The following is a 12,218-nucleotide window of genomic DNA, read 5'->3' on the forward strand; positions in this document are numbered from 1 at the left end:
ATAAGGCGAGGGAGAGAAACTGTGAGTTACACGAAAGAGGATATTTTACGCATCGCGAAAGAACAAAACGTTAGATTTATTCGTCTGCAATTTACGGATTTGCTCGGTACGATCAAAAATGTGGAAATCCCTTTAAGCCAACTGCCGAAAGCGCTCGACAACAAGATGATGTTCGACGGTTCTTCGGTCGAGGGTTATGTGCGGATCGAAGAGTCCGACATGTATTTGTACCCCGATTTGGAAACATGGCTCATCTATCCTTGGGTCGCGGAAGATCGTATCGCCCGTTTGATCTGCGATGTGTACATGCCGGACGGCACTCCGTTCAGCGGCGACCCTCGCGGCATTTTGAAGCGTTGTTTGAAAGAAGCGGAAGCGCTCGGCTACACAACGATGAATGTCGGGCCGGAACCGGAGTTTTTCTTGTTCAAAACGGACGAGAAGGGCAATCCGACGATGGAATTGAACGACCATGGCGGTTATTTCGATTTGGCTCCGACGGATCTCGGGGAAAACTGCCGCCGCGATATCGTATTAACGTTGGAAGAGATGGGATTTGAAATCGAAGCTTCCCATCATGAGGTGGCGCCGGGGCAACACGAAATCGATTTTAAATATGCCGACGCGGTAAAAGCCGCCGATCAAATTCAAACCTTTAAACTCGTCGTCAAAACGATCGCAAGACAACACGGCCTGCATGCGACCTTCATGCCGAAACCGCTGTTTGGCGAAGCCGGTTCGGGGATGCACTGCCATCAATCCTTGTTCAAAGGCAAAGTAAATGCGTTCTACGACGAGTCGGACAAGCTCGGATTAAGCGATGAAGCGCGTCAATATATGGCCGGCATTTTGAAGCATGCGCGCGCCATGGCCGCCATTACGAATCCGACGGTGAACTCCTACAAGCGCCTTGTGCCGGGATATGAAGCCCCTTGCTATGTGGCTTGGTCCGCTTGCAACCGCAGCCCGATGATCCGCATTCCTTCATCGCGCGGATTGAGCACGCGCGTTGAAGTCCGCAACCCGGATCCTGCGGCGAACCCGTATTTGGCTCTGGCAGTCATGCTGAAAGCCGGTCTGGACGGCATCGTCAACAAACTTGAGCTGATCGCGCCGACGGACCGCAACATTTACGTCATGTCGGAGCAAGAGCGGATCCAGGAGGGCATTCCTAGCTTGCCTTCCGATTTGAAGGAAGCGCTCGTCGAAATGGCGAAGAGCGAATTGATCCATTCCGCCTTGGGCGATCATGCGTTCGCGCATTTCTACGAATTGAAGGAGATCGAGTGGGATATGTTCCGCACCCGGGTCCATCAATGGGAACGCGACCAATACATGACCTTATATTAAGATTATTCTCGAATGGAAAGAGCCCTTGCGGGCTCTTTTTTTATACATCTGCAGCGCCGAGCGGGGGCCCATCAACCCGGAAACAAATCAATTAGCGGTATTTGCTACTGTTATTTTGGAGTAACTGGCTAGTTTATCGAAACTAGCTGGAATTTCTGGCGCTAATTTTGAGCAATTTGGCTGCGATGAAGATGTGGCTTCTATTAACGGTAGGATTTACCGCTAATTTCGATATTCTTAGGATATCAGGGGAATTAGCGCCTGATTTTGGAGCTAATCCAAGTAATTCCATACTCCGGGCGCCAGTTCATACCGAACGATTCGTTCTCCGTTGCCGCGGTAAGAGGGGAGGAGCCAACCTTGGGCGCATAATCGTTTCAGCATGAGGACGGCCGGTTTATGATTGACGTCCAGATGACGTTCCACATCCTTCGGCCTGATCGGACCGGCACATTGGATAGCGAAACGAATGATTTCTTTCTCGGCGAACGAAGCGCGCGACGCTGGAGTCTGATTGGACAAATATCTGCTTAACACCATTTGCAGCAATGTCATGCATAATTGGGGATGCTGTTCCACATCGTCGTACGCAAAGGAGATGACTTGATATCCCATCGCATGCAGGAATGTTTCGCGGTTTAACTCGTTGCAATATTTGTGCCGGTCCATCTCCCGTACGTGGGCAGCGTATCCTTTCACTTCAATAATCAGCTTTACATGCCCGGGCAGCCATGCAAAATCCGCGAAGTAGGTTCGTCCCCGCCAATCCAGCACTTCGTATTCGGGATGGAGATGCTCCAAATTCCCGCGAAGCGGCCACCATACGTTTCTGAGAAATAAGGACTCGGCATGCCGATGCCCTCTTTCCAGCCGGCCCCGGCGTTCTCCCGTTCTGCTGGCTAGATGGCGCTGAATAAATTGATCGTAAACTTCTTCGAACATTGAATCGTTCCTCCTTCATAAATGACAAAAACGCCCCGCTTTCATTCGTTAAGAATGAAACGGGACGTTCTTCGTCTCCTTAAGCAGTATAGATCAATAAGTCGGATGCGTCGAGCCTTCATCGGCGACTTAGCGCCCGGAATTGGCTTTGTAATTACAAGCAAGCCTTCCGCAATGCAATTGGAAAAACGTGCAGCCGCAAGGGCTCGAGGTAAAAGCTCTTTATCCAACCTATGTAACCGATCAATGGATATCGCGGAATACGCCGATCACTTTGCCGAGGATGGTGACATGATTGAGACGAATCGGCTCCATCGTGGCGTTCTCCGGCTGAAGGCGGATATGGTCCTTTTCTTTGTAGAACGTTTTCACAGTCGCTTCGTCATCCTCCGTCATCGCCACGACAATGTCTCCGTTATCCGCGGTTTGTTGCTGCCGAACGATGACATAGTCTCCGTTATGAATGCCGGCTTCGATCATACTGTCTCCGATGACCGATAGCATAAATACGTTATGATCCCCAACAAAATGTTCGGGCAGCGGGAAATAATCCTCAATATTCTCGGTGGCCGTAATCGGCATGCCGGCCGTTACTTTCCCGACGACAGGAACTTTGGTAATCGAATGTGTATATAAATGGGTTTGCTCGTCTTCCTGGCCCAAAATTTCGATCGCACGCGGCTTGGTCGGATCGCGGCGTATCAGCCCTTTCTTCTCCAACCGGTCGAGATGCCCGTGTACCGTTGAACTTGAAGCCAAACCTACGGCTTCGCCAATTTCCCGTACCGAAGGAGGGTAGCCTTTAGCCCGTACTTCGTTGCGAATGAATTCCAGAATCGCTTGCTGCCGATTTGATAACTTGGACATTGCCGTATCAACTCCAATGCTTTTTATCAAAATTATACCATAGAACTTCAGTTCGCACAAACGTAAGTTCTAAATATTTTCAATAGGAAAGAAACAAAAAAAGAACAAACGTTCGAAAAACGGATTGACTCAAACAAGTGTTCGTGTTATGATGTGGATATCGTAAATAGAACAAGTGTTTGGGGTGTTGATATATGATCAACCAATACAGTACTTATAAGAGCATTTATCATGATTCGCCGCTCATAACGGACCGTCAAGTTCGGCAAAACCGCAAGGTTGGGCAAGTTTTCTTATTTGCTGCGGTCTTGCTGCTGCTCACCAGTTTCGGCATTGTCAAGGCATTTGCCTCTTCAGACGATGACGAATGGGCGTTCGAATCGACCCCCGCCAAACAAATTATCGTTACGCAAGGCGAAACGATGTGGAGCATCGCCAAGCGTTATAAGCCTGAACGTATGGACATTCGCAATTATATTGAAGATATGAAGAAATTGAACCATAAACGTACTTCCGCCATTCAGGCCGGGGAACTGCTATCTATTCCTTAACCGCAGGTTTCCTCGCTTAATTCCCGCTTACCTTCATAATATAATGAAACGCCCTGGCGAGTGAGCGCCTGGGCTATTCGCATTCCCTTGACAACCTGTTATGTACATGTCAAAGTAAAGAATGTACTATGTTTACAATCGGTTTCACGCAGTAAACGTGGAGGAGGGACAACATGGAAATCGATGCTTTGGTCGCGCGAATTAACGAGTTGGCGCGCAAACATAAATCCGTCGGTTTGACGGAAGAAGAAACGTTGGAACGCGAAAAGCTGCGCAAACAGTATATCGAAGGCTTCAAACGGTCGCTTCGTCAGCAATTGGATTCGATCGAATTCGTAGACGAAAATTCGAATACGATTAAGCATTAATCGCATTCGAATCATTTCGGCGCGGCTTCTTCATCGTTCGGAAAATAAAAGTCAAACGCGATATCAGCTATAGGAGGATCAATTCACATGTCTCGTTCTTGGGAAAGAATGGTTCGCAAAAATACGCAAGCGGTTAACCGTGCGCGGAAGAAGCAAGGGAAAGGAACAATCACCACGGCATCCAAGTCGGAATTCGATAAATTTTTGGGCCGCAGCATTATATTGCCTACGGTTTTGATCGGGTTTGCGCTGATGTACGCCGTGATGACGGCCGGCGTAACGCCGGAAACTTCGTCGACTCTCTATTGGGTTACGATCGGATTGTACATTTTGCTCGGGGTCACTTTTATATTCCGCCGGCCTTATTTGGCAGTCGGCAAATCATCGGTGATGACGCGCCGGCTGAATCGGGATCGCCGTTTAGAAGCGGGGCAAATCAAGCAAATTACGGTTCAGAAAGGTTATGTCGTCATTGAGCCGAGTATTAAAGGTTCTGCTTGGGTATTTTCGCGTTTGACGAACCGATACGACACGCAGGCGATGGCCGAACGGTTGGAGGAATTCGCCAAAGCCAACAACGTGCCGTTCGAAAACAAAGAAAAGCGGGAAGATCAGGCGGAAGTAGAAGAAAAGTGAACAACCTCTATATATAGAAGAAACTTGCGCAGGAAAGGGAGAGGAACATGGCCATTAAGGCGGTATTATTTGATTTGGACGACACGCTCTTGTGGGACGACCGCAGCGTACAGGAAGCGTTTGAAGCGACTTGCGAAGCTGCGCGGCAAAGCCATCCGGGCATCGATCCGTCGGAACTGGAGCAGGCGGTACGCACGGAGGCGAGAGCGTTATACGCAACGTACGATACGTTCCCGTTCACGCAGATGATCGGCATTAACCCGTTTGAAGCGTTATGGGGAAATTTTACGTCAGGGGAACAGCCGGAGTTCCGGAAGCTGCAGCAATTGGCACCGGCTTATCGCAAAGACGCGTGGACGCGCGGTTTGAAGGCGTTAGGCATCGATGACGCGGAGACAGGCGCAAAGCTTGCGGAGCGGTTCGCCGCCGAACGCAGAACCCGTCCGTACGTATACGAAGAAACGTTCGCCGTATTGGATCAGTTGAAAGGCAGCTTCAAGCTGTTGCTGCTGACGAACGGTTCGCCCGATTTGCAGCAAGAAAAATTGGACGGCGTACCCGCATTAATTCCTTATTTCGATCATATCGTCATTTCCGGCTCGTTCGGCGAAGGCAAGCCTGCCGGCTCCATATTTAGATATGCGATGGAAAAGCTCGACATCGAGCCGCATGAAGGCTTGATGGTTGGCGACAAGCTGACAACCGATATAAAAGGGGCTTTGGGAGTCGGCATGCCGGCGGTTTGGATCAATCGGAGAGGCGCCGTACGCAATGGCGAAATCGTCCCGGATTACGAAATTCGCCATCTATCCGAATTGCATCGAATTATCGCCGAACGATAACTTTCCGCCTTCCGAAGACGACATCTTCGAGCGTTTCCCGTTGTTCCGTTCGCGAATGACGGGTTTTTTTTTGAGCTTAACGGCATATTGATTCAAAAATGTCACAATTACATAACGAAAATGGCCCGACAGAGCCATTCGAAATCGGTACAATGGGTTATATAATAGCTGCAAGGGGGATAAACTGTGAGAAAAGTTATAGCCATATTGGCAAGTATGATGATTTTGCTCAGCGCTTGCGGAGGGGGCGGCAGCTCCAAGGGACTAGGCTGGGAAATCGGATCGTTTTCATTCACGGATCAAACCGGGCAAACGTTCGGGAAAGACGATCTGGCCGGAAAGGTATGGATCGCCGATTTTGTGTTTACGAATTGCGTAACGGTTTGCTCGCCCATGACGTTTAATATGACGGAATTGCAGAAACGCGCCAAAGCCGAAGGGTTGGAGCTCGAAATCGTATCGTTCAGCGTCGATCCGGAACGGGACAAGCCGGAAGTGTTGGAGCAGTTCGGAGGGAAGTTCGGCGTAGATTTTGCGAATTGGCATTTTCTGACCGGGTACTCGTTTGACGATATTAAACAATTCGCCAACACTTCGTTCAAAACAATCGTAGAAAGAGAAGCGGATTCCGATCAATTCATTCACGGAACTTCGTTCTTCCTCGTCAGCAAATCGGGCACGGTATATTCCCGGTATAGCGGTGTAGAGGATGTGCCTTACGATCAAATGATCAAGGATATTAAAAAACTGAATAAAGCGAAATCGTAATTTGAGAACGGAACAAAGGATTGAGTTGGAGTGAAATTGCAAATCAGATGGATGTCTGCATTGATGCTTGTCATCGTTCTGCTGGCGGGCTGCGGGGCTCAGGATCAAGGAGCGGACCAAAACGGAATGGATATGGGGGACGAATCGCTCGTACCGATCAAGGTGGAGATCCGTTTGAATCCGGAATCGTTTGCCGCCCAGGAAAAAGCGGTGATCGAGGCGAAGGTGACGCAAGGCGGCGATCCCGTTGACGACGCGCGGGAAGTATTGTTCGAAATTTGGAGAGACGATCAGGAACAGCATGAGAAAATCGAGGGCAAGCATACGAAGGATGGCGTATACCAAATTGAGAAGCAGTTCGCCGAACCGGGACAATACCATGTGATCGCTCATGTGACCGCACGCGATATGCATTCGATGCCGCAAAAAAACTTTGAAGTGAAATGAAATAAAAAAGCATGCCTGGATAAAACGCCCGGCATGCTTTTTCTCATTATTTTTGAAAACTCGGGTCCTCGTACGGATGCGCGATCCAACCTTCCGTTTCGATGAACAAGCGAACCGCGACAATTTGACGATTATCCATCAGCGTGAAAAAGTGCGGCGTACCTTCGGGTACGGAAATGACATCGCCCGCTTCCAGTTCCACATCGAAATAGCCGACATCGTCCGCGCCTTTAATGATGAAAATGCCCTTGCCCGCTGTGATGGCGCGCACTTCGTCTTCGGTATGGGTATGCACTTGCTCGAATTTTTTTAACAATTCGTCCAAATTCGGCGTAGCGTCGGACAGCGAAATAATATCCCACGTCGTATAACCGCGGCGGGCTGCCAAATCGCGAATTTCTTCATTGTATGTGGAGAGGATTTGATTTTTCTCCTCATCGCTCAAGACGAAGCGTTCCTGCAGTTCGGCAGGCAATTTATTTTTGTCCCAATGTTCGTAAAGCACTTCTTGACTCGTTAAAAATTCTCGTACATTATTTTCGCCTGAAATGCGTTCATTTGTATTCCGGATTCGAATTTCTGCCAAGCTAATCCCTTCTTTCCAAGTTAATTGATCGATATTATAGTTAATTATAGTGGATTTTACGGATGGTGTCGACTATTAATGCTTTTCTATTCATTCGTATTCTGGTAAACTAAGTCTTAACGTTTTGGCGGAGAGTGAAGGAGTTGTTGGAGATTTGACGAAACCTAATCTGCAAGATCAAATAAAACGGAAAATATTAATTCTGGACGGTGCGATGGGCACGATGATTCAGCAAGAAAATTTGACTCCCGACGACTTCGGCGGAGAAGAATTGGAAGGCTGCAACGAAATGCTCGTTTTGACGCGTCCGGATGTCATTCAGCGGATTCACGAAGCGTATCTTCAAGCGGGCAGCGATATTATCGAGACGAATACGTTTGGGGCGACAAGCGTCGTTCTGGCCGAATACGGTTTGCAGGATCGCGCGGCAGAGATTAACCTTGCCGCAGCGAAGCTGGCGATCGCCGCCGTAGAGAAGTATTCCACGCCGGAATGGCCGCGTTATGCAGCCGGGGCGCTGGGACCGACGACGAAGACGCTGTCGGTAACCGGCGGCGTAACGTTCAAGGAACTGGAGGACAGCTATTACGAGCAAGCGCTCGCGCTCATCGAAGCCGGCGTGGATGCGCTGCTGCTGGAGACTTCGCAGGATACGCTTAACGTGAAAGCGGGCAGCATCGGCATTCGCCGCGCGTTTGAAACGGCTGGCCGCACGTTGCCGATTATGATCTCGGGGACGATCGAACCGATGGGCACGACGCTTGCGGGGCAAAATATCGAATCGTTCTACATTTCGCTTGAGCATTTAAACCCGATTTCCGTCGGATTGAACTGCGCGACAGGACCGGAATTTATGCGCGACCATATCCGTTCGTTATCGGAGATCGCGGGCACCGCGATCAGTTGTTACCCGAACGCGGGCCTCCCCGACGAGAACGGACATTACCACGAATCGCCGGAATCCCTTGCCAAAAAAATGGCCGCCTTCGCCGAGCAAGGCTGGTTAAATATCGCGGGAGGCTGCTGCGGAACGACGCCCGAACATATTCGCGTTCTTGCGGAGACGCTCTCGGCTTACAAGCCTCGATCGGAATTCGGCTCGCATCCGCCGGCCGTGTCCGGCATCGAAACGGTATACATCGAGAACGAAAACCGTCCGTATATGGTTGGAGAGAGAACGAACGTTCTCGGTTCGCGCAAATTTAAACGGTTGATTGCGGAAGGCAAATACGAAGAAGCGTCGGAAATCGCCCGGGCCCAGGTGAAGAGCGGGGCGCATGTGATCGACGTCTGTTTGCAGGATCCGGACCGGGACGAAGCGTCCGATATGAAGCAATTTTTGGAGCTTGTCGCGAAAAAAGTCAAGGTGCCGCTCGTCATCGACACGACCGACCCTTCCGTCATCGAGCTGGCGTTAACCTATTCGCAAGGGAAAGCGATCATTAACTCCATTAATCTTGAAGACGGTGAAGAAAAATTCGAAAGAGTCGTGCCGCTGATCCACAAGTACGGCGCGGCTGCGGTCGTCGGGACGATCGACGAGCGCGGACAGGCGATCACGCGCGAGGATAAGCTTGAAGTCGCCAAGCGATCGCATGATTTGCTTGTGCATAAATACGGCATGAAGCCGGAAGACATCATTTTCGACCCGCTTGTATTTCCGGTCGGTACCGGAGACGAGCAATATATCGGTTCCGCGAAAGAAACGATCGAAGGCATTCGGCTCATTAAACAGGCGTTGCCGAAATGCCAAACGATTTTGGGAATTAGCAATATTTCGTTCGGCTTGCCGGAAGCCGGCCGCGAAGTGTTGAACTCGGTCTTTTTGTACGAATGTACGAAAGCCGGTCTGGATTACGCGATTGTAAACACGGAGAAGCTGGAACGGTACGCCTCCATACCCGAAGAGGAACGGAGACTGTCGGAAGCTCTGTTATACGACACGAACGACGATACGCTCGCCGCTTTCGTGGCGGCTTTTCGCGAGAAGAAAGTCGTCAAAAAAGAAAAAACGACGAATCTGACCTTGGAAGAGCGGCTTGCTTCCTATGTCGTCGAGGGAACGAAGGAAGGGCTCATTCCCGACTTGGAAGAGGCGCTTAAGAAATATACGGCGCTTGAAGTGATCAACGGACCGCTCATGGCCGGCATGGAAGAGGTCGGCCGGCTGTTTAACAATAACGAACTGATCGTGGCCGAGGTGCTGCAAAGCGCCGAGGTGATGAAAGCGTCGGTCGCGTTCCTCGAGCAATTCATGGAGAAGAACGAAACGAGCGTGAAAGGGAAAATATTGCTCGCAACGGTGAAAGGCGATGTCCACGATATCGGCAAAAACCTGGTGGAAATTATATTGTCCAACAACGGGTTTCAAATCGTGAATCTGGGGATCAAAGTGCCGCCGGAGCAATTGATCGAAGCGTACCGCAAGGAAAACCCGGACGCGATCGGTTTGTCCGGCTTGCTGGTCAAGTCGGCGCAGCAAATGGTAACGACCGCCCAAGACTTGCGCAATGCGGGCATCAAGGTCCCGATTTTGGTCGGCGGCGCCGCGCTGACGCGCAAATTTACGAAAACGCGCATTTTGCCGGAATACGAGGGCGCGGTATTGTATGCGAAAGATGCGATGGACGGCTTGGATATCGCCAATAAATTGATGGATCCGAAGCAGCGCGCAATCATGATGGAAGAAATCGAAGCCGCGCGGCAATCGGCGGGCGAAGAGGAAGTCGCCAAGAAGCCGCTCCCGGAACTGACGAGAGCCGTTCGTTCCGACGTGTCGCAGGATGTCCCGGTTTCCGTTCCGCCAGACTTGGACCGCCATATCTTGCGCGATTATCCGCTCGGGCACATTATCCCTTACGTCAATATGCAGATGCTGCTCGGGCATCATCTTGGCCTGCGCGGCTCGGTGGAGAAGTTGCTGGCCGCCGGCGATCCGAAAGCGCTCGAGTTGAAGGAAACGGTAGACGGCATGCTGCAGGAAGCGATGGCGAAACATACGATACAGGCTCACGGAATGTACCGGTTCTTCCCTGCGCAATCTTCCGGCAACGATATTATTGTTTACGATCCGCAAGATCGGAGCAAAGTGCTTAAAACGTTCTCGTTCCCGCGTCAGCATGTGGAACCGTTCCTATGCTTGGCCGACTATTTGAAACCGATCGAGAGCGGCGTCATGGACTATGTCGGCTTTATGGTCGTCACGGCGGGGCATGGAGTACGGGAACAAGCCAACGCGTTGAAGGAACAGGGAGATTACCTGCGCTCGCATGCGATTCAAGCTGTCGCTCTGGAAGTGGCCGAAGGCTTCGCCGAACGTTTGCATCATATGATGCGAGACATTTGGGGATTCCCGGATCCGCAAGATATGACGATGAAGCAGCGGCTTGGCGCGAGATACCGCGGCATGCGCGTATCGTTCGGTTATCCCGCCTGCCCGAATTTGGAAGACCAAGCTTTGCTGTTCGATTTAATGAAGCCGGACGATATCGGAGTTCATTTGACCGACGGATATATGATGGAGCCGGAAGCATCCGTATCCGCTATGGTGTTCGCCCATCCGCAGGCGCATTATTTCAATGTGGATAAGGCATAATAGGTACCATTAAGGCCCAAAACCTTCGAGAGACTCGCAAGTCGGTTCGTCGGGAAGTCTGCGGCGGCATAAGTGGCCAGAAGACTTGACGACATGCCCGTTACGCGCAAACTCGAAGGTTTTTTGCTGCGCGAGAGAAAGGAGGTCACGCGTATGGAACTTTATTTTCTCGGTACGGGGGCGGGCATGCCGTCGCCGCAACGAAACGTAACGTCGATCGCGCTGCGGCTTTTCGCCGAGCGGGGGACGTTCTGGCTGTTCGACTGCGGCGAAGGCACGCAGCACCAAATATTAAAGTCGCCGCTCAAGCTTCGCAAATTGGAAAACATATTTATCACTCACTTGCATGGAGATCATCTCTTCGGATTGCCGGGCTTGCTGTCCAGCCGCGCTTACCAGGGCGGCCAAGATCCGCTTGCCGTTTACGGTCCTCCCGGAATTCGCGATTGGCTCGAAACGACGCTTCATCTTAGCCAATCCCGATTGCATTATCAATTGACGATCCATGAAATTGCCGAAGGGACGGTTTTTGAGGACGACCGGATGACGGTGGAAACGGCGAAGCTCGACCATCGAATCGACAGTTACGGCTACCGCATCGCGGAGAAGGAAAGGCCCGGCAAGTTGAAGGCGGAAGAGCTTCGGCGCCGCGGCCTGAGACCGGGACCGCATTACGGAGCGTTGAAACGGGGAGAAGACGTAACGCTGCCGGACGGAACGACCGTGACGGCCGCAGAAGTGACGAGCGGGCCGCAGCAAGGGGCTACGGTCGTTATATTGGGAGACACCCGTCCTTGCGAAGGCGCGTCGAAGCTCGCCCGCCAAGCGGATATGCTCGTGCATGAAGCTACTTATTCGCATGATTTGAGCGATCTGGCGCATGAATATTATCACAGCACGTCCGCGCAAGCCGCGCAAACCGCATTGGCCGCCGGGGCGAGGGGGCTGATCGTGACGCACTTCAGCAGCAGATATAAAGATATCGAAGCGCTGCAACCGCTGCTCGGCGAGGCGAAAGCGATCTTTCCCAACACAATGCTGGCGGAGGAACATGTTTTATACCCTGTCTCGGCCCGAACGGGCCGAGCATCCGGGCATACATAGCGCCGATACGGGAAATGGGCGTCCAGTGGGAAATACGCAGCTCTTTTCCCGGGAAAGCGCAGGAAATGACAGGTTACAGCAAGGCGCACGAAGATTTTGGCGGCCGCCGTTCGATTTCATTCGACGCTTTTGCCGCGGAATAGTTTCATTTTGACTTCTTTC

13 protein-coding genes are annotated in these 12,218 nt (G+C 51.3%); 10 read left to right on the forward strand and 3 right to left on the reverse strand.

Going from position 1 to position 12,218, the window contains the following annotated elements; genetic code table 11:
- Nucleotides 1–21: 21 nt before the first annotated feature.
- Nucleotides 22–1,350 carry a type I glutamate--ammonia ligase gene (gene glnA / locus LQ229_RS18130; protein ID WP_216538864.1) on the forward strand — a complete coding sequence of 443 codons (1,329 nt, stop codon included), beginning with the start codon at nt 22–24 and terminating at the stop codon, nt 1,348–1,350.
- 273 nt (nt 1,351–1,623) lie between these two features.
- On the opposite strand, the gene LQ229_RS18135 is transcribed toward glnA, so the two are convergent.
- A complete protein-coding gene (locus LQ229_RS18135; RefSeq protein ID WP_230192476.1) occupies nt 1,624–2,292 on the reverse strand; it encodes a DUF559 domain-containing protein in 669 nt (222 codons plus the stop codon).
- 243 nt (nt 2,293–2,535) lie between these two features.
- A complete protein-coding gene (lexA, locus tag LQ229_RS18140) occupies nt 2,536–3,159 on the reverse strand; it encodes a transcriptional repressor LexA (RefSeq protein ID WP_216538866.1) in 624 nt (207 codons plus the stop codon).
- A gap of 194 nt (nt 3,160–3,353) precedes the next feature.
- Here lexA and LQ229_RS18145 point away from each other — a divergent pair, with 194 nt between their 5' ends.
- The 6 genes from LQ229_RS18145 to LQ229_RS18170 all read left to right on the forward strand — a co-directional run bounded on the left by LQ229_RS18145 (nt 3,354) and on the right by LQ229_RS18170 (nt 6,771).
- Complete coding sequence (locus LQ229_RS18145; protein WP_216538867.1) at nt 3,354–3,710, forward strand: LysM peptidoglycan-binding domain-containing protein; 357 nt, start codon at nt 3,354–3,356, stop codon at nt 3,708–3,710.
- 173 nt (nt 3,711–3,883) lie between these two features.
- Nucleotides 3,884–4,078, forward strand: coding sequence for a DUF896 domain-containing protein (locus LQ229_RS18150; protein WP_216538868.1), 195 nt, complete (start codon nt 3,884–3,886; stop codon nt 4,076–4,078).
- A gap of 87 nt (nt 4,079–4,165) precedes the next feature.
- Nucleotides 4,166–4,714 (forward strand): methyltransferase, encoded by a 549-nt coding sequence (locus LQ229_RS18155; RefSeq protein WP_216538869.1) that lies wholly within the window; start codon nt 4,166–4,168, stop codon nt 4,712–4,714.
- 47 nt (nt 4,715–4,761) lie between these two features.
- Nucleotides 4,762–5,556, forward strand: coding sequence for an HAD-IA family hydrolase (locus LQ229_RS18160; protein ID WP_216538870.1), 795 nt, complete (start codon nt 4,762–4,764; stop codon nt 5,554–5,556).
- A 186-nt stretch (nt 5,557–5,742) separates the two neighbouring features.
- Nucleotides 5,743–6,324 (forward strand): SCO family protein, encoded by a 582-nt coding sequence (locus LQ229_RS18165; RefSeq protein ID WP_216538871.1) that lies wholly within the window; start codon nt 5,743–5,745, stop codon nt 6,322–6,324.
- Between the two features lie 51 nt (nt 6,325–6,375).
- The gene (locus LQ229_RS18170; protein ID WP_230192477.1) at nt 6,376–6,771 is read left to right on the forward strand and encodes a FixH family protein; all 396 of its coding nucleotides are present in this window, start codon (nt 6,376–6,378) and stop codon (nt 6,769–6,771) included.
- 46 nt (nt 6,772–6,817) lie between these two features.
- Here the strand turns inward: LQ229_RS18170 and LQ229_RS18175 are convergent, their stop codons facing one another.
- Nucleotides 6,818–7,357, reverse strand: coding sequence for a cupin domain-containing protein (locus LQ229_RS18175; protein ID WP_216538872.1), 540 nt, complete (start codon nt 7,355–7,357; stop codon nt 6,818–6,820).
- A gap of 154 nt (nt 7,358–7,511) precedes the next feature.
- Here LQ229_RS18175 and metH point away from each other — a divergent pair, with 154 nt between their 5' ends.
- The 3 genes from metH (at nt 7,512) to LQ229_RS27150 (ending at nt 12,199) form a co-directional block, all read left to right on the forward strand.
- Nucleotides 7,512–10,952 carry a methionine synthase gene (gene metH, locus LQ229_RS18180; protein ID WP_216538873.1) on the forward strand — a complete coding sequence of 1,147 codons (3,441 nt, stop codon included), beginning with the start codon at nt 7,512–7,514 and terminating at the stop codon, nt 10,950–10,952.
- A 153-nt stretch (nt 10,953–11,105) separates the two neighbouring features.
- Nucleotides 11,106–12,056 carry a ribonuclease Z gene (gene rnz / locus LQ229_RS18185; RefSeq protein WP_216538874.1) on the forward strand — a complete coding sequence of 317 codons (951 nt, stop codon included), beginning with the start codon at nt 11,106–11,108 and terminating at the stop codon, nt 12,054–12,056.
- A gap of 14 nt (nt 12,057–12,070) precedes the next feature.
- Entirely contained in the window at nt 12,071–12,199 is a 129-nt protein-coding gene (locus LQ229_RS27150; RefSeq protein ID WP_290370053.1) for a hypothetical protein, read from the forward strand.
- Nucleotides 12,200–12,218 lie beyond the last annotated feature (19 nt).

The sequence above is a fragment of the Paenibacillus sp. CECT 9249 genome, assembly GCF_918697855.1.
Classification (GTDB): Bacteria; Bacillota; Bacilli; order Paenibacillales; family Paenibacillaceae; genus MSJ-34.